The sequence below is a fragment of the Blautia sp. MSJ-9 genome (assembly GCF_018919065.1).
GTDB lineage: Bacteria > Bacillota > Clostridia > Lachnospirales > Lachnospiraceae > Blautia_A.
This window is the reverse complement of sequence record NZ_JAHLQG010000031.1, coordinates 132546-153947: the sequence shown is the minus strand read 5'-3', so window position 1 is coordinate 153947 and position 21402 is coordinate 132546. Positions and strand designations below refer to the sequence as shown.

Sequence of the window (21402 nt, the reverse complement as noted above, 5' to 3'; positions counted from 1 at the left end):
GTGACTATGAGCTGTTATCCATTTCAGGTAGTTTCGAGAATGGTGATGAACCGTTCGGGAGATGTTTTTTATATTGGCGGGAACGATGTTTTACCTGCACCGCTGGAACCGCAGCGGGAGGCGTTTGTACTGCAGAAGCTTGGAACAGGGCAGGAAGAAGAGGCGAAATCAATTCTTATTGAACATAATTTAAGGCTTGTGGTATATATTGCACGGAAGTTTGATAATACAGGAGTCGGAGTAGAGGATCTGATTTCTATTGGAACCATCGGTCTGATCAAAGCAATCAATACATTTAATCCGGTAAAGAATATTAAACTTGCTACTTATGCATCAAGATGTATCGAAAATGAGATCCTGATGTATCTGAGGCGTAACAGTAAGACCAAGATGGAAGTTTCCATTGATGAGCCCCTTAATGTAGACTGGGATGGAAATGAACTGCTGTTGTCTGACATTCTGGGAACGGATGAGGATGTGATTTCCAAACGTCTGGAGGATGAGGTGGAGATTTCCCTGCTTTCCAAAGCAATCAGTAAGCTTTCACCAAGGGAACAGACCATTATCCGTCTGAGATTCGGCCTGGGTAAGGATAACAGCACAGAGAAAACACAGAAAGAGGTGGCAGACTTTCTGGGTATTTCCCAGTCTTATATTTCAAGGCTGGAGAAGCGGATTATGAAACGTCTGAAAAAAGAAATTGTAAAATATGAATAGACGGGAACAGGGAATGTAGTATAATGGATTTACGTATCAGTGAGGCTTATGCCGGAGAGATAAAACTCTGAAATGAAAGAGAAGTCATCGAAAAGAGCATAAGAGAAAAACAGAACATCATCCGTGATAAACGGGTATTTTCAGAAAAACATAAGAGAAAAGGACAGAGGAAAGTGAAAACAGGTACATTAGAGATACAAAAATGTGGAGATAAAGCGGAAACACAGAAAGCAGAGAACCAGAAGACAGGAAACAAAATCCTTGAAAACTGTAGTTTATGTCCGAGAAACTGTAAGGCAGACAGACTGGCAGGAAGAACAGGTTATTGTGGAATGGACGGGAAACTGAGAGTGGCGAGAGCAGCATTGCATATGTGGGAGGAACCGTGCATTTCTGGCAGCAGAGGTTCAGGTGCGGTTTTTTTTACAGGATGTAACCTGAGGTGTTGTTTCTGTCAGAACAGGGATATAGCGATCGGAGACAGTGGACTTGAGATTTCAGTGGAGAGACTTTCTGAGATTTTTCTGGAACTGCAGGGAAAAGGCGCTGCCAATATCAATCTGGTAACAGGAACACATTATATCCCCCAGATTATCACAGCACTGGATCTGGCAAGAAAACAGGGATTAAATCTTCCGGTTGTCTATAACTGTGGCGGATATGAAAACGTGGAAGCATTGAAACTGCTGGAAGGATATGTGGATGTTTATCTGCCGGATTATAAATATGCCCAGAGTGAGCTTGCCCAGAAGTTTTCCCATGCATCAGATTATCCGGAGAAGGCATTGCTGGCAGCACAGGAAATGGTGCGTCAGACAGGCGCGGTGCAGTTTGATGAGAATGGTTATATCCGGAGAGGTACGATTGTACGCCATCTTATCTTGCCGGGGCATACAAAGAATTCCAAAGAGGTGCTGAAAGTTCTGCACCGGACATTCGGAGCTCAGATTTATATCAGCATTATGAATCAGTACACACCAGTCTTTGAGCAGAAGGAATATCTGGAATTGAATCGGCGAGTGACAGGAAGAGAGTATGAAAAAGTTTTGGATTATGCATTTGAGATCGGGATTGAAAATGGATTCTTTCAGGATGGAGAAACGGCCAGAGAGAGTTTCATTCCGGCATTTGATTATGAGGGAGTTCAAAAAAGCGTTATAAAATAAAAAAACTCCCATAAATGGAAGGAGGCCGGTACTTTCGTACCGGCGCGTATGAAAAAGAAAAATATTTATAAGAAAGACTCATCGTCTTTCTGAATATCATTATATCTAATAGTTGTGAATAAAGTATGAACATAATGTAAAAAGAAAAACTTTTTTATCAGAAATATTTTTAAAATTTCTTCCATGTATCTCTTACGAATAACAGCAGCAGTGGAAAGATTTCCAGTCGGCCTGCAAGCATATCGAATGTGAGAACCAGTTTGGAGAAACAGGAAAACATACTGAAGTTTCCGGTAGGTCCTACGAGTTCAAGACCAGGTCCGATGTTATTGAATGTTGCCACAACTGATGTAAAATTCGTGATCAGATCGAAATCATCAAATGCGATCAGGAATATGGAGGCTGCGAAGATCAGCACATATACGATAAAGAAAATATTAGTAGAACGGACTACTTCGTGAGGGATGGCTTTGCCATCCATTTTTATTTTCTTTACAGCATTCGGATGCAGGAAAATATGCAGCTCCTTGCGTACCGTTTTGCACAGGATCAGGATTCTGGAAACTTTGATACCACCGCCTGTACTTCCTGCGCAGGCACCGATGAACATCAGAAGTACCAGTATTGTTCGTGAAATCTCCGGCCACATATTGAAATCAGTGGTTGCATATCCGGTGGTAGTAATAATAGAACCAACCTGGAAGGCAGCCTGCTGGAATGCTTTTCCAGCACTTCCGAAAATATGGTAGACGTTGCAGGTGATGATCAGGATGGCAGCACCAATGATTCCGAAATAGTAACGCACTTCTTCCATCTTAAACGCCTGGGCGAACTTCTTGGTGAGAATAAAGAAGTAAGCATTAAAGTTGACGCCGAATAAAATCATAAAGACGGTAATGACATTCTGCAGATACGGACTGTAACTTGCCATACTGTCATTCTTGATACCAAATCCACCGGTACCGGCTGTACCGAAAGCTGTACAGATCGTATCAAAAAGAGGCATGCCGCCAAGGAGAAGTAGAATCATTTGAACAACAGTCATTGCAAAATAAATGGTATACAGGATCTTTGCAGTTGACTGTACTTTTGGAGCAAGTTTACTCACAGAAGGTCCCGGGCTTTCGGCTTTCATCAGGTTCATGTGATAGCCGCCGGTAAGAGGCAGAAGAGAGAGGATAAAGACCAGAACTCCCATACCTCCGATCCAGTGAGTGAAACTTCGCCAGATCAGCATACAGTGAGGAAGTGCCTCTACGTTATTCAGAATACTGGCTCCTGTTGTGGTAAAACCGGAAACGGTTTCAAACAGTGCATCAATAGGATTTGGAATACTGTGACTGATCACAAATGGAATCGCGCCCATGATACTCAGAACGATCCAGCTCAGTGCTACAGTTACGAAACCTTCTTTTGTATAAAAAGCCTTTCGTGTTGGCTTCTTCCATGTAAGAGGAATTCCGATCGCCAGACACAGTATGATAGTGATCAGAAAAGCAAAGCCGGATGTTTCCTGATAAATCAAAGAGGTGACGATAGGAAGAACCATGAATGCTGCCTCAAGTTTCAGGATCATTCCGATGATATAAATAATAATGGAATAATTCATAAGCCGGCTCCTTTACTTCTCCAGAATGTCTGTGATATCACGCAGTCCTTTGTGGGTGGTTACGATGATTACAGTGTCACCAACCTGAATGGTATCCTGACCACGTGGAATCTTTACCTGACCATTCCGGTTCAGATAACCTACAAGAAGATTCTTTTTCAGGTTCAGATCAGACAGTGGAATGCCGACTACCGGTGAATTCTCACGGATGGCAAATTCCAGAGCTTCTGCCTGATTATCCAGGATGTGATAGAGGGTTTCAATGTTACTTCCGATACTGTTCTGCATGGCACGTACATACTGCAGGATATAGTCGGCAGTAATATATTTCGGATAAATAACACTTCCGATATCAAGACTGTCAATGACATCATCAAAGGAGAGTCGGTTTACTTTTGCCACCAGTTTGGCTTTGGAAATTGTTTTGGCAAAAAGTGCCAGAAATACATTCTCCTCGTCCATATTGGTGAGTGATACAAACGCCTCTGCGCGGGCCAGGCCTTCTTCCATAAGAAGAGAACGGTCTGTACCGTCACCGTTGATGATCGTTGCGTCAGGAAGCAGATCGCTTAAAGCTTCGCAGCGCTGTTCATTCTGTTCGATGATCTTTACAGAGATGTTCATGTCAAGCAGAGCTCTTGTCAGATAATAAGAGATGGTACCGCCGCCGACGATGATTGCGTTCTTTACCTGATTGGTTTTAAGTCCGATCTTTTTGAAAAATGCTGCTGCATTTACCGGTGATGCAAGGATGGAAACCATATCTCCATTGTGTATCACATAATTACCACCAGGGATGGAAACAGAATCACGACTCTCTACTGCGCAGAACAGAACATCGCAGCGAAGCTTCTCTGTAATGCGGGAAATAGTCATGCCATCCAGGTCAAATTCAGGAAGAACTTTGAATTTAAGCATTTCCACACGGCCTCTGGCAAAGGTGTCAATTTTGATCGCAGAAGGGAAACGCAGCAGACGGGAAATCTCCTGTGCAGCTGCAAGTTCCGGATTGATGATCATGGTAACACCAAGGCGTTTCTTGATAAAACTGATTTCGTTGGCATAGATAGGATTACGGACGCGGGCGATGGTCTGGCAGTGTCCGGTTTTCTGTGCGATCAGACAGCACAGAAGGTTCATTTCATCAGAACCGGTTACTGCAATCAGGATATCCGCATTCTCAATTCCTGCTTCCATCAAAGTATTGATGCTGGCGCCGTTTCCGACGATTCCCATGGCGTCAATGTCGTCCTGAAGGGAATTGATCACGTTAGAAGAAACGTCTATCAGAGTAATATCGGATTCTTCTTCCTGAAGCTGTTCTGCCAGGGTACGTCCAACTTTACCGCACCCAACAATAATTATCTGCATAATTCCTCCAATAAGGGGGCTGTCACATAAAGATTTATATGAAACAGCCCCGTTTATATAATGTATTTGCTTTTTTGTTGCTAATAAAGCAAGGATACTATAGCACTGTTAGAACTATTTGTAAATATGAAATTTTTGTGATTTAACGAAACCAAATTGCCGCATCAAATCAATGTCTTGCTTCAATCGAAAAGTTCTTTTGGGGTATGTCATATTTTACGTATTCTTGCCAGTTATTATTCTGTGAGATGTTATGATAAGTATATGTTTTTTGACAGATGCTGTTATGATGAAAAGCACAAAACAGAAGATATAACATAAAATATAGAGTAAACAAAAAACTTTAATATAAAGAAAGGAATTGTTTATGGAGAATTATCGGATGGGACGCGCATGCAGCAGGCCTTATAACAGAACCTGCGGTATGAACAGACCTCAGCCTGCTGACAGGGAAATGAATAACCAGGAATGTTCCTGTAGAAATAAAAACTCCTGTAATTGTGTAATGCCTGAAAGTAAGGGGAAAAATGATGAGATGTTTTCTCATTTGCAGCATCTGGAGCCTGCGATGGCCTATGTACCCTGCCAGGAATTTACCGAGAACTTTCCATTGCAGTATGCGCTGAATGTGGGAACCATTTTTCCTCAGTTATGCAAGCCGTTTTGCGGAAAGAGAGGTGTGCGTCGATGAAACAGAATTGTTCCAGACAACAGCTTATGGCCCGAATTAATGAGGTCAGTTTTGCTGTAAATGATATGAATTTATATCTCGATACACATCCCTGTGATGAAAAAGCCCTTGTCTATTGCCGGGAACTTGTACAGGAGCGAAAGAAACTATTGAAAGAATACGCTGAAATATACGGCCCTCTCACCATCGACAGCACAGTCTGGACCGAGGAATCTGTCTGGAAATGGATGGAGCAGCCATTTCCATGGGAAAAGGAAGGAGGGTGCAGATAGTTTATGTGGAATTATGAAAAGAGACTCCAGTATCCCGTAAATATTACACAGCCCAATGCGAAGATCGCACAGTATATCATGAGCCAGTATGGTGGCCCGGACGGAGAAATTAGTGCATCTATGCGGTATCTTTCACAGAGATTTACCATGCCGAACCGTATGGCTGCGGCTGTGCTAAACGATATAGCCACAGAAGAACTGGCACATCTTGAGATGGTATCTACGATCGTGCATCAGCTCACGCGTGACCTTTCTATGGAAGAAATTGAGAAGTCCGGTTTGGGTCCTTACTATATTGATCATACAGTAGGTGTCTGGCCACAGGCAGCCGGTGGGGTTCCGTTTAATGCCTGTGAATTCCAGAGTAAAGGAGACCCGATCACAGACTTGTTTGAAAACCTTGCTGCAGAGCAGAAAGCACGCTCTACTTATGACAACATCCTTCGTGTGGTGCGCGATATGCCTGAAATTGCAGATCCAATCAAATTCCTTCGTGCAAGGGAAGTGGTACACTTCCAGAGATTCGGGGAAGCACTCCGCTCTATTCAGGAAGAACTGGATGCCAAGAATTTCTATGCATTTAATCCAAGTTTTGACAATCCATGTACTGCGTCCTGTGAAGGATGTAAGTGATGTTACTGTCCATTTCGTGTCCGGTAACAAATGATATATAATATAGAAGAAAAGTGTTCTGCGAAGATGGAACACTTTTCTTTTCTGTGGTATACTTACAGGAAAGAGAAATTGCTGTACCGGCAGCAGGAATCTTTGGAAGAGAAAATTCAAATGAAATAACCGGAGGTATACAGAGAAATGAAACTTACAATACTGGGAACCGGAAATGCGAAAGTAACAAAATGCTATAATACCTGCTTTACTTTAAATGAAGGCAGCGAATACTTCATGATAGACGGCGGTGGCGGAAGCACGATTCTGAAACAGCTGGAGGATGCAGGAATCAGCTGGAAAGATATCCGCACGATTTTTGTTACGCACAAGCATATCGACCATCTGCTGGGAATTATCTGGATGTTACGCATGTACTGTCAGGGAATGGCAAGAGGACAGTTTGACGGTGAGGTGACAATTTACGGACATGATGAAGTAATCAGCCTGTTGAAACAAATGTCCGAGATGCTCCTGACACCAAAGGAAACAAAGTACATTGGAGAGAAAGTTTATCTGGAAGAGGTAAAAGATGGAGAAGAAAGAGAAATTCTTGGACATAAGGTAACCTTTTTCGATATCCTGTCTACAAAAGCAAAACAGTTCGGGTTCTGTATGGAATACGCAGACGGTAAGAAACTGACCTGTTGCGGAGATGAGCCATATAATGAATGCGAACAAAAATATGCGGTGAACAGCACCTGGCTTCTTCATGAAGCGTTCTGTCTGTTTTCCCAGGCAGACAAATTCAAACCGTACGAGAAACATCATTCTACAGTTAAGGATGCCTGTCAGCTGGCACAGGAACTGAATGTGGATAATCTGATTCTGTACCACACAGAGGACAAAAATATTTCCAGACGAAAAGAACTCTATACAGAAGAAGGAAGAGAATACTATAAAGGAAATCTTCTGATCCCGGATGATCTGGAGACATTTGAATTATAAGATATTTTTATCAGTTTGACTATTTGAAAATAACGGATCTGGAAGAACAATACCCGGATTATGGGAAATTATATTATTAAATTAAATCAGGAGAATTCATTTATGAAAAGAAAAAGCAAACTACAATCAATAATTTTATCTCTGCTTCTTTTACTTTTCACATTGGTTCCACAGTCAGCGCTGACAGTAAATGCGGCAGCTGGCGGGGATATGGCAGTTCATTTCCTCGATGTTGGACAGGGAAATGCCATTCTGGTACAGTCTGGCGGACAGAATCTGCTATATGACGGCGGAGATCAGAGTCATGCAGACCAGGTAGTATCTTATTTACAGCAGCAGAATGTAGAGACGATCGACTATATGATCTCTTCTCATTATGATGAAGATCATCTTGGTGGTCTTGTCAAATGCTTAAACAGCTTTAATGTAAGCAATGTTCTGGGATCAGATTACGTTCATACATCTAATCTGTTTAATACATTTATGAATACTGCAACTGCAAATGCGATCATTGTACAGTATCCATCTGTAGGCGACACCTTTGATTTTGGTACCGGAAGCTTTACTGTTCTTGCACCGGATGGTATCAGCCAGAACAGCAATGATAACTCTGTTGTGATCAAACTTGAAAATGGTTCTAACAGTTTTATCTTTACAGGAGATGCGGAAGAAACCAGTGAGCAGGATATGATCAGTACGGGAATGAACCTGGACTGTGATGTTCTTTCAGTAGGACACCATGGATCTGCAAGTTCAACAACATGGGATTTCCTTGAAGCAACATCTCCATCTTATGCAGTGATCAGCTGTGGAGTGAATAATCAGTATAATCATCCGTCAGCAGAGACAATGGGACGTTTGTCCGATATGGAGATTCCGGTATTTCGAACAGATAAGCAGGGAACTATTATTGCGGTATCTGACGGAACGACAATCTCCTGGTCACAGGATCCATGCAATGATTATTCTTCCGGTGATGCAGTACAGAGTCAGCAGGAGACAGCAGCTGCTTCTGAACAGATACAGGCTCAGGAGCAGGAACAGGTACAGGAACCGGCACAGGAGGAAAATTATGGAACTATGGTATGGATTCCTGCAACCGGCGAAAAATATCACAGTATTCCAAATTGTGGCAGAATGAACCCTGATACAGCCAGACAGGTGACACAGTCTGAGGCAGAAGCGATGGGATATGGCCCATGCAGTAAGTGTTTCTGACAGAATCGGTCAGACAGAGAATTCAGAATGGAAAGGAGCGACTGATATGAGATATGAAATTAAAGGTGATACCCTTCCGGTAGTGATCTGTTATCTGGATAACGGAGAGAAAATTGTAACAGAAGGCGGCGGAATGTCATGGATGTCCCCGAATATGAAGATGGAGACAACTTCCAATGGTGGGATCGGAAAGATGTTTGGACGAATGTTCTCGGGTGAGAAAATGTTTCAGAACATTTATACAGCAGTTGGAGGCAACGGAATGATCGCATTTGCGTCCTGTTTTCCGGGATCTATCCGTGCATTTGATATCACACCGGGAAATGAGATCATAGCACAGAAAACGGCATTTCTTGCCAGTGAAGCAAGTGTGGACTGTTCCGTATATTTCAGCAGAAAGTTCAGTGCAGGACTCTTTGGCGGTGAAGGATTTATCATGCAGAAATTCTCCGGAAACGGAACGCTTTTTGCTGAATTTGACGGACATGTGGTGGAATATGAACTGAAAGCAGGACAGAAGATCGTAATTGACACAGGACATCTGGCCGCTATGAGTGCGAGCTGTCAGATGGAAATTGTAACAGTTCCGGGTGTGAAGAATATGCTCTTCGGTGGCGAAGGTGTATTTAATACAGAAGTGACCGGCCCTGGTCATGTATGGCTTCAGACTATGCCGATCAGTAACGTGGCAGGTGTACTCAGACAGTATATCTCTACTGGAAAAGAATAGAAATTATATAAAACAAAAGAAAGCTTCGAAATATTCAGATACAGGTTCTGATTTTCGAAGCTTTCTTTTGTTTTATATAATAATATAGATAGAGAATCCGGCTGCTATGCACTGTGATCGATGGCATCCGCAGGAGGCAAGGCTGCGCAGGTGTTGTTATCCTGGGCAAATGTTTCCATGATCCCTGAAATTGTCTTGTGCAGATAAGGACGATACTCCGTCATAGGTACTGGCTGCTGATACAGGATACAGCTATAACATGTGGAGCCTACCAGTTCAATGATGGTAAAGAGCATCAGTTCCGGATTCTTATAATGAAGTCCATTCTGCGCCAACATATCCAGATAGGACTGATAGAAGTTATATTCATCATCCGGCATTTTCTCTTCAAAAGCACCCTTAAATACGCCCCATGCCAGATTCTTGGAAATAAAAAGAAGAAGGTTCCGATCCTGTCCAAGCTCCGTGAGGATATAATCTACGATAAAATGCACCTGCTGGTCAAATTCAGTTATCCGGGAAGCCTGCAGTGCCTCATGTGCACGGAAAAACAACTCACCTGTTTTATGGGAAACCAGTTTGTTGCGGATATCATACTTATCCTTAAAATAAAGATAAAAAGTACCCTTGGCAACCCCGGCCTGATTTACAATATCTGAAATTGTGGTTTTGGTAAGCCCTTTTGTTGTAAAAAGTTCAAAGGCGGTGTTAAACAGAGCGTCCTTTTTCTTTTTCTTATTTAAATCCAGCTTTCCCATTACAGATCCTTCTTTCATACATTCTTAATTTCATTTTAAACAAAAATGACTAAAAGTCAATATTATATTTTTTTCCCATATTTTTGAACAACAATTTTTGTCAATGTGTCTATATTAACTGGTGGAAAAATTTAGACAAATTGTGAAGAATGATTATTGACTGACAGTCAGTTTTGTTATATAACATTCCATGAGATAAAAAATGACTGTTGGTCATAGAATGATTAAACAGTATCAATAAGAAAAGAGAAAAGGAGAAAAAGATGATTAAGGTAGGAAAGTGGATTGCAAAACACAAAATACTGATCATTATCATCGGAATCGCATTACTGATTCCGGCGTATCTCGGTATGGCTGCAACCAGAATCAATTATGATGTATTAAGCTATCTGCCGGATACCCTGGAAACAGTTGAGGGTCAGGATATCATGGTAGACCAGTTTGGAATGGGAGCGTTCTCCATGATAGTCGTGGAGGATATGGAACTAAAAGATGTAGCTGCTCTGAAAGAGAAAATAGAAGCAGTAGACCATGTAAAGAAAGTTTTATGGTATGACAGCATCATGGATGTTTCCGTTCCTGTAGAAATGCTTCCAAAGGATTTGAGAAATGCATTCTTTAATGGAGATGCGACAATGATGATTGCGTTGTTTGACAATACAACATCATCTGAAACCTCTATGGATGCGGTAACCGAAATCCGTAAGATTACTTCTGAGAACTGCTTTGTCAGCGGAATGACAGGTATCGTTACTGATATCAAACAGATTGCACTGAAAGAGATGCCGATCTACGTTGTCATTGCATCCTGTCTCTCATTAGTAGTACTGCTTCTTGCAATGGATTCACTGGTTGTTCCGGTACTCTTCCTGCTCTGTATCGGCGTTGCAGTTTTATACAACCTTGGAAGTAACATTTTCCTGGGTCAGATTTCCTATATCACTCAGGCACTGACAGCAGTCCTTCAGTTAGGTGTTACCATGGACTATTCCATCTTCCTGCTGAACAGTTATGAGGAGAACAAGAAACGATTTGAAGGTGACAAAGAGAGAGCTATGGCACATGCCATCAATGCAACTTTCAAATCTGTAATCGGAAGTTCCATCACAACAGTTGCCGGATTTATCGCACTTTGCTTTATGACCTTTGCACTTGGACGTGACATGGGTATTGTAATGGCCAAGGGTGTTGTTATCGGTGTTTTATGTTGTGTAACTTTACTTCCTGCTCTGGTACTTACCTTTGACAGAGCAATTGAGAAGACAACACATAAGCCGCTGCTTCCAAGCTTTGATAAAGCATCTGCTTTTATCACAAAGCATTATAAAGTATGGCTGATCATTTTCCTGGTAATGCTTTTCCCGGCTATCCACGGAAACAACAACCTGAAAAACTACTATAATATTGATAAATCACTTCCTTCTACTCTGGATAGTAACGTGGCAAACGCAAAACTTCAGGATACCTTTAACATGAACAATGTACATATGGTATTATTAAAGAAGGGACTGACATCAAAAGAAAAGACAGAAATGCTCAACCAGATCAAAGATGTTGACGGTGTGAAATGGGCACTTGGAATGGACTCTTTCGTAGGCGCTGCATTCCCGGATACCATGATCCCGAGTGATCTGAAGAAGATGCTGGAGAGCGATGAATATGAGATGGAATTTATCTGTTCTGAATATAAGACAGCGACAGACGAAGTAAATAACCAGATCGATGAGATCCAGAAGATTGTAAAAGGCTACAGTCCGGAATCCATGGTAATCGGTGAAGCACCTCTGACAAAGGACTTACAGGATGTTACAGATGTAGACTTAAAGACAGTAAATACAGTTTCCATCCTGGCGATCTTCATTATTATCATGATCGTATTCAAATCAATTTCTCTTCCGTTTATCCTGGTTGCAGTTATTGAGTTTGCGATTTTCGTTAACATGTCTGTTCCGTATTATCAGGGAAAAGAAGTTGTATTCGTAGCAAGTATCGTTATCGGATGTATCCAGCTGGGTGCAACTGTTGACTACGCGATCCTGATGACCAGCAGATATCAGAAAGAGCGAGGCTTTGGAAAGAGTAAGAAAGAATCCATTGCTATTGCGCATAAGACTTCCATGAAATCCATCGTGATAAGTGGATGCAGCTTCTTCGCAGCGACCTTTGGTGTTGGTCTTTATACACAGGTTGATATGATCGGAAGTATCACAAACCTGCTTTCACGTGGTGCGGTTATCAGTACATTAGTCGTACTTTTGGTACTGCCGGCAATGTTTATGATATTTGACCCGCTTATCTGCCATACATCTATTGGATTTGCCAAGAAGAAAACGGCAGAAGAGAAGAAATAAGAAAGAAAATTATATAAAGAAGCTTATTGTTGTAAAGAGAGAATATAAAGGAGTAATCTATTATGAACAGAAACAGAAAGAAAGCAGCTGCAGCGTCACTTGCAGCAGGAATGGCCGTAGTTCTCGGAGCAGGTACTGTAATGGCAGCTGTTGCTTCAACAAGTGACAACAGTGTTCAGAAAGAAGAGACTGTTTATGTAAATACAACAGCAGCCGGAGATGTAACAGATGTTACTGTATCCAACTGGCTGAAGAACTCGGGAGACAGCTCAGGATCTGAGATTAAAGATACCTCTGATCTGACAGATATCAAGAACGTAAAAGGTGATGAAACTTTTACACAGAACGGTGATAACCTGACATGGAGTACAGACGGAAAAGATATTTATTATCAGGGAAAAACTGATAAAGATCTCCCAGTTTCCGTAGGAATCAAATACTATCTGGATGGTACAGAAGTTTCTCCGGATGACCTGGCAGGAAAGACCGGTCACCTTAAAATGGAAGTTACTTATACAAATACTTCCAAGACAACTAAGAAAGTAAACGGAGAGAAAACAGATATCTATTCTCCATTCGTTATGGTAACTGGAATGATCCTTTCTACAGACAATTTCTCCAATGTAACGGTAGACAATGGAAAAGTAATCTCCGACGGAAGCAGAAATATCGTGATCGGTCTTGGAATGCCTGGAATGAAAGAGAGTCTTGATCTGTCCGATGATATCGCAGATGATGTTGATATTCCGGAAGGATTTACAATGGAAGCAGATGTTACAGACTGCGAGATGAGCTCTGCATTTACAGTAGCGATGTCAGATATCTTCAGCGATATTGACTTTGATAATATCGATGGACTGGATGATCTGAAGGATTCCATGAAAGATCTGACAGATGCAGCAGTAAAATTGGTAGACGGTACAAAAGATCTCTATGATGGAACAACGACACTGAATGATAAATACAAAGAATTTTATGATGGAATCGGTACTCTGAAATCCGGTGTCAGCGACCTTAATGATGGTGCGAAAGAACTGGATGACGGTGCACAGCAGTTAAGCAGTGGAGCGCAGACATTAAATACAGGAGCACAGTCTTTAAGCAGTGGAGTTTCTTCTTATACTTCAGGAGCAGACACACTTTCAGCAGGAATTCAGCAGTATACAGCCGGTGTAGATACACTGGACAGCAAGATGGCAGAATATGAAGAGGGAATGAAAACCCTTACTGAGGGCGTAAATGCATACGTTGCAGGCGGTAATCAGCTGGCAGGAGGTGTACAGAGTTATGTGAATGGTACAACTACTCTGACAGACGGCATGCAGCAGTATATTGCAGGTGTTAATCAGCTGGCAGGAGGTGTAAGCCAGTACGCAGGAGGTATTAAGAGTCTGGTAGAGGGTATTGGACAGATGACTCCTGGAATTAATTCAGCAGTAACCGGAATCCAGACTGCTGTAGATAAAATGACAGCTCTTTCCAGCCAGATTAATGCAAATGAGCTTGCTAATTTCAGTCAGAATATTACAGCTTATACAACAGGTGTTTCTACTTATACTTCTAAAGTACAGGAGTACATTGAGAGTGTAGAGAAACTTGCAGCAGGTCTGGAACAGCTTGAAACTGCCCTGGAAGGTATGAGTGCTTCGACAGCTTCTGAAGTACAGGCGAGTGCGCAGGCAATGTCCGGTCAGTTAAATGACAGCGCAGATACAATGAACAGCCAGGCTGATGCAATTGAGTCCTGGATCAGTGATTCTTCTGATGTTTCTGTTGATGCATCTTCTGTAGAAGCAGGAGTTGCAGCAGTCAGCAGTCAGCTGGAAGCAGCAGAATCTGCTTTATACAATATTGACACAAGCAATATGGATGATGAGACAGCTGCTGCTGTAGAATCTGCAATTAACGGTGCTTTAGGTTCTATTCAGGCAGCTGAGGACAGCGCATCTAATATTGATACTTCTACAATTACAACTTCTGCACCTGACACATCTGCACTTCAGGCAGCAGCAGACAGCTTAAGAGCATCTGCAGACAGTGCTGAATCAGCAGCAGATACACAGGAAGCAGCAGTAAACAGCAGCATGGAACAGCTTCAGCAGCAGTTACAGGCATTAAGTCAGGGAATGCAGCAGGTACAGGCAACTGTAGCACAGTTGAATGCAGGGGCAAAGGAACTTACTTCTAATGACGATGCACTGACAGCCAGCGGAAGTCAGCTTGCAGCAACAGGAAATGAGATTGCAAATGGTGTGAGCACTCTGAGCGGACTGTTTGGAGGTCTTGAGCAGCAGTTACCGGAAATGTTAGAGGGAATCAATCAGCTTAAGAGCGGATCTGACCAGCTGACAGCTGCAAACAAAACTCTGCAGAGCGGATATGAAAGCCTTGCAAAAGCAAGCACAGAGCAGATGATTTCAGGTGCAGATACACTTCTCAGTTCAGGTAAGACATTAACAGCAGGAATCACACAGCTTCAAGGTGAGAACAATGCCAATGCGCAGGCATTGTTAAAAGGTGCTAAGACTCTTAAGAGTGCCAGAAAGAGCCTTACAAGTGGTATGTCACAGATCAGTTCTGCAACAGGTCAGCTTGTAAGTGGTGTAGATACTCTGTCATCCAACAGTGGAGCGCTTTACAGCGGAGCGTCCCAGCTTTCATCCAACAGTTCTACATTAAACAGTGGAGCATCTCAGCTTGCATCCGGAGCACAGACTCTCGCATCTGGAGCACAGACTCTTGCATCCGGAACAGGCAGCCTTGTTTCCGGAACAAAGACATTACTTGATGGAACAAATGAACTGTCAGACGGCAGTGATCAGCTCAAAGATGGTATCAAAGATCTCAATGACGGTGCAAAAGAATTAAATAAAGGACAGAAGAAGTTCTACAAAGAAGGTATCAAGAAACTGGATGATACTGTAAATGGAGATCTTCAGGATATCCTTGACAGATTCGAAGCAATTCAGTCTGACGATGTGATGTACACAACATTCACAGACAGATCCAGTGATATGGATGGAAATGTTAAATTCATCTTTGAATCTGACCCGATTGAAATTGATGATGAAGAATAATTTTGTGGAATTGTTACGGGAAAGAACAGTGACTAATAAGAAATGTTGCTGAGAATGGAAAGAACAGCAGCGGCGGACTTAGTGGGGCAGATGCATTGTGCAACTGCCCCATTGCTTATAAGAAAGGTTTCTGCTATAATGAGAACGAAATCCGGGGAAAATAGATCTTATCACTTCGGAACAGATAGGAAATCAAGTTTATCTTTCACAGAAAAATAAATTTAGAAAGCAACAGGTGATTAAATGTCAAATACAAAATCACAGAAGCAATCATACAGAACTTCGGCGGGAAGGAGCAATACACGGCGAAAGACCAGGGCAGATTATTATGACTACAGTCTGGTTGCTGTTATTGTACTGCTGACCTGTTTTGGACTTATTATGCTGTACAGTACAAGCTCGTACACGGCGGAACTGAAATATGGAGACGATATGTTTTTCTTCAAGAAACAGGCGCTGATCAGTGTGGCGTGTATTATTATGGCACTGGTCATTTCCAAGATCAACTATCGTATTCTGAATCGTTTTGCAACGATATTGTATGTAGCGGCGGTCGTGCTGATGATGCTGGTTAAGACCCCTCTTGGACAGTCTGCAAACGGAGCCCAGAGATGGCTGAATCTGGGACCGATTCAGTTCCAGCCGGCTGAAATTGCAAAGATTGCAGTTATTGTTTGCCTGCCATATATGATCGTACATATGGGAAAGAAAGTAAAGACCTTAAAAGGATGTATGGTGCTTGGCGGTGCAGGAGCATTTCTTGCATTGATCGCATATGTATTTACCGATAACCTGAGTACAGCGATCATTATTTTCTGTATCACTGCAGGATTGATCTTTGTTGCACATCCTGATATAAAGATTTTCCTGATCATTGCAGGAGTTGTGATTGTTTTGGGCGTTATAGGAGTTCTCTTCCTGAATGCAACATTAAGTGTTGATGGAAGTGGAAGTTTCCGTCTGAGACGAATCATGGTATGGCTTCATCCCGAGGACTTTGCAGATACCTGGGGATATCAGACGATTCAGGCATTGTATGCGATTGGTTCCGGTGGATTCTTTGGCAGAGGACTTGGGAACAGTATTCAGAAGCTGGGAAGTGTACCTGAGGCTCAGAATGATATGATTTTCTCGATTATTTGTGAGGAACTTGGAATTTTTGGAGGTCTGATCGTATTGATGCTGTATGCATATCTGCTGTACAGACTGTTTTTTATCGCACAGAATGCACCGGATATGTTTGGCTCTCTGATGGTCAGCGGAATTTTTATCCATATTGCGCTGCAGGTTATCCTGAATATCGCAGTTGTTGTAAATCTTATGCCGAATACGGGTGTTACCCTGCCGTTTATCAGTTACGGAGGTACGTCAGTTCTGTTCCTGATGGCGGAGATGGGCCTTGCACTGAGTGTGGCAAGGCAGATTAAGTTTGAAGAATGACCTGAAATAAAAAATAAGAATGTTTCAGGAATCAACTTGTCGACAGGTACTGTCGATACACAGGCGTTAAAAATTAAATAAAATAGTGCTTGACAAACAGAAGTGGAGAATATATACTTTGAGCATCAAAGTAATTGGGCCGTATGTAACGACTATGCTGATAGAACTGAGTATCATACTGTCCGGTTAGAAATAAGCATGAAAGCGGATAAATCCCGCTTAATAAAAATAAAAACAAGAAAGAAACAAGTAATATCCGGAGCTGGAGACAAGAGAAAGAAATATCCGGGGCTTGAATTAAAGGAGAAGAGAACTATGTTAGAAAAAATGAGTGAAATGATCGCAGAACAGTTAAATTGTGACGCAGCAGAGATTAATGCTGACACATCTTTCAAGGATGACCTTGGAGCAGATTCCCTTGACCTCTTTGAACTGGTTATGGCTCTGGAAGACGAATATAATATTGAGATCCCTGCAGAAGATCTTACAGATCTGACAACAGTTGGCGCTGTTATGGATTACCTGAAAGATAAAGGTGTAGAAGCTTAATCTTACAGACAAAGATAAAAACTCCCCGGAGTCGGAAATGGCTCCCGGGAGAAATTTTTTGATATTATAATTTGAATATCAAAATATTTTAAAATAAAATAATTTGAAACAGAAACAAAGAAAGGAAACAGATATGTCCAAAATTGCATTTGTATTCCCGGGACAGGGCGCACAGTATACAGGTATGGCAAAGGATTTCTACGAGAAATTCCCTGTAAGCCGTGAGGTGTTTGAGAAAGCATCCAAAGCATCCGGTCTTGATGTGGAAACTTTGTGTTTTGAAGAAAATGAGAACTTAAATATTACAGAATATACACAGATCGCCATGCTGGCAGCAGAGATCGCAATCTTAAGAGCAGCAGAGGAATCCGGGATCACATCCCAGGTAAATGCCGGGTTAAGTCTTGGCGAGTACGGTGCTCTTGCAGCGTCCGGAGTAATGACAGAAGAGGATGCCTTCGCAGTAGTGCGAAAAAGAGGAATCCTGATGCAGGAGGCATATCCGACAGGCGGCGCAATGTCAGCAGTCCTTGGAACAGATGCAGAACTTATCGAAAAGGTCTGCCAGGAGACAGAAGGAATTGTATCCATTGCAAATTATAACTGCCCTGGACAGATTGTGATAACAGGAGAAGAAAAAGCAGTCGCAGCAGCAGGAGAGGCATTAAAAGCAGCCGGTGCAAGACGTGTGATCCCACTTAAAGTCAGCGGACCTTTCCACTGCGGACTTCTGAGAGAAGCCGGAGAGAAACTTGGACAGGCTCTGGCAGATGTGGAGATTCAGAAGTTTGCCATTCCATATGTGACAAATGTAACTGCACAGAACGTGACAGAGCCTGAACAGGTAAAGGAGCTTCTCGTAAAACAGGTGTCTTCCTCCGTGCGTTGGCAGCAGTCTGTAGAGCAGATGATCAGTGATGGTGTAGATACATTTATCGAAATCGGACCAGGAAAGACACTGACCGGATTTCTTAAGAAGATCAACAGAAATGTAAAAGCCTTACATATAGAGAAAGTAGAAGACCTGGAAGCAGTAAGAAAGGAGTTGTCTGTAAATGCTGGAGAATAAAGTAGCACTTGTCACCGGTGCAGGACGCGGGATCGGACGCGCTATCGCCATTGCGCTTGCAAAAGAAGGTGCAGAGGTGATCGTCAATTACAATGGCTCCGAAGAGCGTGCAAAAGAAGTAAAGCAGACCATCGAAGAAAACGGTGGAAAAGCTTCTATATATAAATGCAATGTCAGCGATTTCGAAGCCTGCGAAGCCATGATCAAAGATGTGGTAAAAGAATACGGACATCTGGATATTCTGGTAAATAACGCCGGGATCACCAAAGACGGTCTGATCATGAAAATGAAAGAAGAAGATTTTGATTCCGTATTAAATGTAAACCTGAAAGGCACATTTAATACCATCCGTCACAGTGCCCGTCAGATGCTGAAACAGAGAAGCGGAAAGATCATCAATATTTCCTCTGTTTCCGGAATCCTTGGAAATGCAGGCCAGGCAAACTATGCAGCATCCAAAGCAGGAGTTATCGGCCTGACAAAGACAATGGCAAGAGAACTCGGAAGCCGCGGAATCACAGTAAATGCCATTGCACCGGGATTTGTAGACACAGAAATGACAGAAGTACTTTCTGAAGAACTGAAAGAGAATGCTTGTAAGCAGATCATTCTGGGACGATTCGGAAAACCGGAAGATATTGCAAATGCGGCAGTATTTCTGGCATCAGACAAAGCAGATTATATCACAGGACAGGTCATCAGTGTGGATGGCGGTATGAATGTATAAAGCAGAGACAGATAAAAGTGTCGGAAGAAGATGCTTATTTGTCAGAAAGATTGAATAATGTTACATAGATGAGGAGAAGAAAATGAGAAGAGTAGTGATCACAGGTATGGGAGCTATCACTCCTGTAGGTCTGAATGTAGAAGAATTCTGGAACAGTGTAAAAGAGGGCAAAACAAATTTTGCAGAAGTAACCCGTTTCGACACAACCAAATACAGAGCACACATGGCAGCAGAAATCAATAATTTTAATGCCAAAGATTACATGGATTTCAAATCAGCCAAACGTATGGAACTTTTCAGCCAGTATGCAGTTGCAGCAGCAAAAGAAGCCATCGAGCAGTCCGGTCTTGACATGACAAAAGAAGATCCGTTCCGTGTAGGATGCAGCGTAGGAAGCGGCATCGGAAGCATGCAGGTAGTAGAGAAATCCTGCGAAATTCTGGAAACAAAAGGACCGGGCAGACTGAATCCACTGATGATCCCGCTTCTGATCTCCAACATGGCATCCGGAAATGTATCCATTCAGTTCGGCCTCCGTGGAAAGAACATCAATGTTGTAACAGCCTGCGCAACAGGAACCCACAGTATCGGTGAAGCATACCGCACCATCCAGTGGTCTGATGCAGACGTAATGGTCGCAGGTGGAACAGAAGCAGCCATCACACCAACAGGCTTCGGTGGTTTCGCAGCCTTGACAGCTTTGACATCTTCCACGGATCCGAAGAGATGTTCCATTCCTTTTGACAAAGAAAGAAGCGGTTTCGTTATGGGTGAGGGTGCAGGTGTCGTAGTTTTGGAAGAACTGGAACATGCAAAAGCCCGCGGCGCAAAAATCCTTGCTGAAGTCGTAGGCTACGGCGCAACGGGCGATGCATTCCACATCACATCCCCTGCAGAAGACGGCTCCGGTGCAGCCAAAGCTATGGAACTTGCAGTAAAAGAAGCAGGCATTTCCACAGATGACGTATGGTATGTAAACGCTCACGGTACAAGTACACACCACAACGATTTATTCGAGACCATCGCCATCAAGAAGACATTCGGTGAGCATGCAAAAGAGATGAAAGTAAACTCTACTAAGTCCATTACAGGCCATCTTCTGGGAGCAGCCGGTGCAGTAGAAGTGATCACCTGCGTGAAAGAACTTCAGGAAGGACTGATCCACCAGACCGTAGGCTATCAGGTACCGGATGAACAGTGCGACCTGGATTATGTAGGAAACGGCCCGGTTAAGATGGATATCAAATATGCACTGTCAAACTCCCTGGGATTTGGCGGACATAACGCATCTTTACTTATTAAGAAATACGAAGACTAATCTTACAGAAACAATAATTAATACAGATCCGGCGGAGCGAAAAATCAGATATCTGTCTGGATCAGACAGTCTGAATATTCATTTGATCGAATAAACTGAGAATCATTTATTCGGTCATGAGCAGGTAGAAGATTTTATTCGCCTGATATCAGGCAGGAGGAAATAAATGGAATTATCAAATATATTAGAACTGATCCATGCAGTCAGCGATTCAAATCTGACACAATTTAATCTGCAGGACGGAAATTTAAACATCTCCATGTCAGCAGAGAAAACAATCGTGCAGCAGGTAGCAGCAAATGCAGATGCAGCAGCATTTGCTGCCCAGTATCAGGCAGCAGTACAGCCAGTTGTGCAGTCAGCGTCCCAGTCTGCCGGACAGAATGAGACAGGCGCAGGCATAGTATCTGATGAGGAAACACTCACAGGAAATGTAGTGAAATCCCCGCTTGTAGGAACCTACTATGCAGCCTCATCACCTGACAGCGCTCCGTTCGTAAAAGTCGGAGATAAAGTAAGCAAAGGTCAGATTCTTGGCATTGTCGAAGCAATGAAACTGATGAACGAGATTGAATCAGAATTCGACGGCACAGTTAAACAGATTTTGGTAGAAAATGAACAGATGGTAGAGTTCGGACAGCCTATGTTTGTGATAGAATAGAGAAAAAGATAGTTACTGTTCACACGCCACTATTCCGCGAGGTGCTTTGGCATGAGTATGCCAA

Annotated in this window: 19 protein-coding genes; 16 read left to right on the top strand and 3 right to left on the bottom strand. The window is 42.6% G+C overall.

Features of this window, described 5'->3' with window-relative positions; all coding sequences use genetic code 11:
- Positions 1–6 precede the first annotated feature (6 nt).
- Both sigE and KQI87_RS08570 read left to right on the top strand, forming a co-directional pair.
- The gene (sigE, locus tag KQI87_RS08575) at positions 7–717 is read left to right on the top strand and encodes an RNA polymerase sporulation sigma factor SigE (protein ID WP_216459755.1); all 711 of its coding nucleotides are present in this window, start codon (positions 7–9) and stop codon (positions 715–717) included.
- Between the two features lie 173 nt (positions 718–890).
- The gene (locus KQI87_RS08570; RefSeq protein WP_330655753.1) at positions 891–1883 is read left to right on the top strand and encodes a radical SAM protein; all 993 of its coding nucleotides are present in this window, start codon (positions 891–893) and stop codon (positions 1881–1883) included.
- Positions 1884–2052: 169 nt separating this feature from the next.
- Here KQI87_RS08570 and KQI87_RS08565 read toward each other — a convergent pair whose 3' ends face one another.
- Both KQI87_RS08565 and trkA read right to left on the bottom strand, forming a co-directional pair.
- The gene (locus KQI87_RS08565; RefSeq protein WP_216459754.1) at positions 2053–3492 is read right to left on the bottom strand and encodes a TrkH family potassium uptake protein; all 1440 of its coding nucleotides are present in this window, start codon (positions 3490–3492) and stop codon (positions 2053–2055) included.
- 12 nt (positions 3493–3504) lie between these two features.
- Complete coding sequence (trkA, locus tag KQI87_RS08560; protein WP_216459753.1) at positions 3505–4863, bottom strand: Trk system potassium transporter TrkA; 1359 nt, start codon at positions 4861–4863, stop codon at positions 3505–3507.
- 367 nt (positions 4864–5230) lie between these two features.
- Here trkA and KQI87_RS16580 point away from each other — a divergent pair, with 367 nt between their 5' ends.
- From KQI87_RS16580 to KQI87_RS08530, 6 genes are all read left to right on the top strand, one after another.
- A complete protein-coding gene (locus tag KQI87_RS16580; RefSeq protein ID WP_253292425.1) occupies positions 5231–5554 on the top strand; it encodes a spore coat associated protein CotJA in 324 nt (107 codons plus the stop codon).
- Positions 5551–5826: a spore coat protein CotJB gene (locus KQI87_RS08550; RefSeq protein ID WP_216459752.1), complete on the top strand. Its 276-nt coding sequence runs from the start codon at positions 5551–5553 to the stop codon at positions 5824–5826. The genes KQI87_RS16580 and KQI87_RS08550 overlap by 4 nt, the downstream gene beginning before the upstream one ends.
- 3 nt (positions 5827–5829) lie before the next feature.
- Positions 5830–6459, top strand: coding sequence for a manganese catalase family protein (locus KQI87_RS08545; RefSeq protein WP_216459751.1), 630 nt, complete (start codon positions 5830–5832; stop codon positions 6457–6459).
- Between the two features lie 180 nt (positions 6460–6639).
- Complete coding sequence (locus KQI87_RS08540; protein ID WP_216459750.1) at positions 6640–7440, top strand: MBL fold metallo-hydrolase; 801 nt, start codon at positions 6640–6642, stop codon at positions 7438–7440.
- A 102-nt stretch (positions 7441–7542) separates the two neighbouring features.
- On the top strand, positions 7543–8658 hold the full coding sequence (locus tag KQI87_RS08535; protein WP_216459749.1) for a ComEC/Rec2 family competence protein: 1116 nt from the start codon (positions 7543–7545) through the stop codon (positions 8656–8658).
- A gap of 46 nt (positions 8659–8704) precedes the next feature.
- Positions 8705–9388, top strand: a complete 684-nt coding sequence (locus KQI87_RS08530) for a TIGR00266 family protein (protein WP_216459748.1) — start codon at positions 8705–8707, stop codon at positions 9386–9388.
- 104 nt (positions 9389–9492) lie between these two features.
- Here KQI87_RS08530 and KQI87_RS08525 read toward each other — a convergent pair whose 3' ends face one another.
- Positions 9493–10146, bottom strand: coding sequence for a TetR/AcrR family transcriptional regulator (locus tag KQI87_RS08525; RefSeq protein ID WP_216459747.1), 654 nt, complete (start codon positions 10144–10146; stop codon positions 9493–9495).
- A gap of 263 nt (positions 10147–10409) precedes the next feature.
- Here KQI87_RS08525 and KQI87_RS08520 point away from each other — a divergent pair, with 263 nt between their 5' ends.
- The 8 genes from KQI87_RS08520 (at position 10410) to accB (ending at position 21338) form a co-directional block, all read left to right on the top strand.
- Positions 10410–12497 carry an efflux RND transporter permease subunit gene (locus KQI87_RS08520; protein WP_216459746.1) on the top strand — a complete coding sequence of 696 codons (2088 nt, stop codon included), beginning with the start codon at positions 10410–10412 and terminating at the stop codon, positions 12495–12497.
- A 62-nt stretch (positions 12498–12559) separates the two neighbouring features.
- The gene (locus tag KQI87_RS08515) at positions 12560–15574 is read left to right on the top strand and encodes a hypothetical protein (RefSeq protein WP_216459745.1); all 3015 of its coding nucleotides are present in this window, start codon (positions 12560–12562) and stop codon (positions 15572–15574) included.
- Positions 15575–15817: 243 nt separating this feature from the next.
- Positions 15818–17014: an FtsW/RodA/SpoVE family cell cycle protein gene (locus KQI87_RS08510; RefSeq protein ID WP_216459744.1), complete on the top strand. Its 1197-nt coding sequence runs from the start codon at positions 15818–15820 to the stop codon at positions 17012–17014.
- A 315-nt stretch (positions 17015–17329) separates the two neighbouring features.
- Positions 17330–17563, top strand: a complete 234-nt coding sequence (acpP, locus tag KQI87_RS08505) for an acyl carrier protein (RefSeq protein ID WP_216459743.1) — start codon at positions 17330–17332, stop codon at positions 17561–17563.
- Between the two features lie 133 nt (positions 17564–17696).
- Positions 17697–18632: an ACP S-malonyltransferase gene (gene fabD / locus KQI87_RS08500; protein WP_216459742.1), complete on the top strand. Its 936-nt coding sequence runs from the start codon at positions 17697–17699 to the stop codon at positions 18630–18632.
- Complete coding sequence (gene fabG / locus KQI87_RS08495) at positions 18619–19359, top strand: 3-oxoacyl-[acyl-carrier-protein] reductase (protein ID WP_216459741.1); 741 nt, start codon at positions 18619–18621, stop codon at positions 19357–19359. Before fabD ends, fabG begins: the two co-directional genes overlap by 14 nt.
- Positions 19360–19441: 82 nt before the next feature.
- Complete coding sequence (gene fabF / locus KQI87_RS08490) at positions 19442–20677, top strand: beta-ketoacyl-ACP synthase II (RefSeq protein WP_216459740.1); 1236 nt, start codon at positions 19442–19444, stop codon at positions 20675–20677.
- Between the two features lie 166 nt (positions 20678–20843).
- The gene (gene accB / locus KQI87_RS08485; protein ID WP_216459739.1) at positions 20844–21338 is read left to right on the top strand and encodes an acetyl-CoA carboxylase biotin carboxyl carrier protein; all 495 of its coding nucleotides are present in this window, start codon (positions 20844–20846) and stop codon (positions 21336–21338) included.
- Positions 21339–21402: the final 64 nt, after the last annotated feature.

What these genes read in the sequence shown, in the direction of transcription:
- sigE (WP_216459755.1), top strand. Translation starts at nt 7, where the DNA reads ATGAGCTGTTATCCATTTCAGGTAGTTTCGAGAATGGTGATGAACCGT.
- KQI87_RS08565 (WP_216459754.1), bottom strand. Translation starts at nt 3,492, where the DNA reads ATGAATTATTCCATTATTATTTATATCATCGGAATGATCCTGAAACTT.
- trkA (WP_216459753.1), bottom strand. Translation starts at nt 4,863, where the DNA reads ATGCAGATAATTATTGTTGGGTGCGGTAAAGTTGGACGTACCCTGGCA.
- KQI87_RS16580 (WP_253292425.1), top strand. Translation starts at nt 5,231, where the DNA reads ATGGAGAATTATCGGATGGGACGCGCATGCAGCAGGCCTTATAACAGA.
- KQI87_RS08550 (WP_216459752.1), top strand. Translation starts at nt 5,551, where the DNA reads ATGAAACAGAATTGTTCCAGACAACAGCTTATGGCCCGAATTAATGAG.
- KQI87_RS08545 (WP_216459751.1), top strand. Translation starts at nt 5,830, where the DNA reads ATGTGGAATTATGAAAAGAGACTCCAGTATCCCGTAAATATTACACAG.
- KQI87_RS08540 (WP_216459750.1), top strand. Translation starts at nt 6,640, where the DNA reads ATGAAACTTACAATACTGGGAACCGGAAATGCGAAAGTAACAAAATGC.
- KQI87_RS08535 (WP_216459749.1), top strand. Translation starts at nt 7,543, where the DNA reads ATGAAAAGAAAAAGCAAACTACAATCAATAATTTTATCTCTGCTTCTT.
- KQI87_RS08530 (WP_216459748.1), top strand. Translation starts at nt 8,705, where the DNA reads ATGAGATATGAAATTAAAGGTGATACCCTTCCGGTAGTGATCTGTTAT.
- KQI87_RS08525 (WP_216459747.1), bottom strand. Translation starts at nt 10,146, where the DNA reads ATGGGAAAGCTGGATTTAAATAAGAAAAAGAAAAAGGACGCTCTGTTT.
- KQI87_RS08520 (WP_216459746.1), top strand. Translation starts at nt 10,410, where the DNA reads ATGATTAAGGTAGGAAAGTGGATTGCAAAACACAAAATACTGATCATT.
- KQI87_RS08515 (WP_216459745.1), top strand. Translation starts at nt 12,560, where the DNA reads ATGAACAGAAACAGAAAGAAAGCAGCTGCAGCGTCACTTGCAGCAGGA.
- KQI87_RS08510 (WP_216459744.1), top strand. Translation starts at nt 15,818, where the DNA reads ATGTCAAATACAAAATCACAGAAGCAATCATACAGAACTTCGGCGGGA.
- acpP (WP_216459743.1), top strand. Translation starts at nt 17,330, where the DNA reads ATGTTAGAAAAAATGAGTGAAATGATCGCAGAACAGTTAAATTGTGAC.
- fabD (WP_216459742.1), top strand. Translation starts at nt 17,697, where the DNA reads ATGTCCAAAATTGCATTTGTATTCCCGGGACAGGGCGCACAGTATACA.
- fabG (WP_216459741.1), top strand. Translation starts at nt 18,619, where the DNA reads ATGCTGGAGAATAAAGTAGCACTTGTCACCGGTGCAGGACGCGGGATC.
- fabF (WP_216459740.1), top strand. Translation starts at nt 19,442, where the DNA reads ATGAGAAGAGTAGTGATCACAGGTATGGGAGCTATCACTCCTGTAGGT.
- accB (WP_216459739.1), top strand. Translation starts at nt 20,844, where the DNA reads ATGGAATTATCAAATATATTAGAACTGATCCATGCAGTCAGCGATTCA.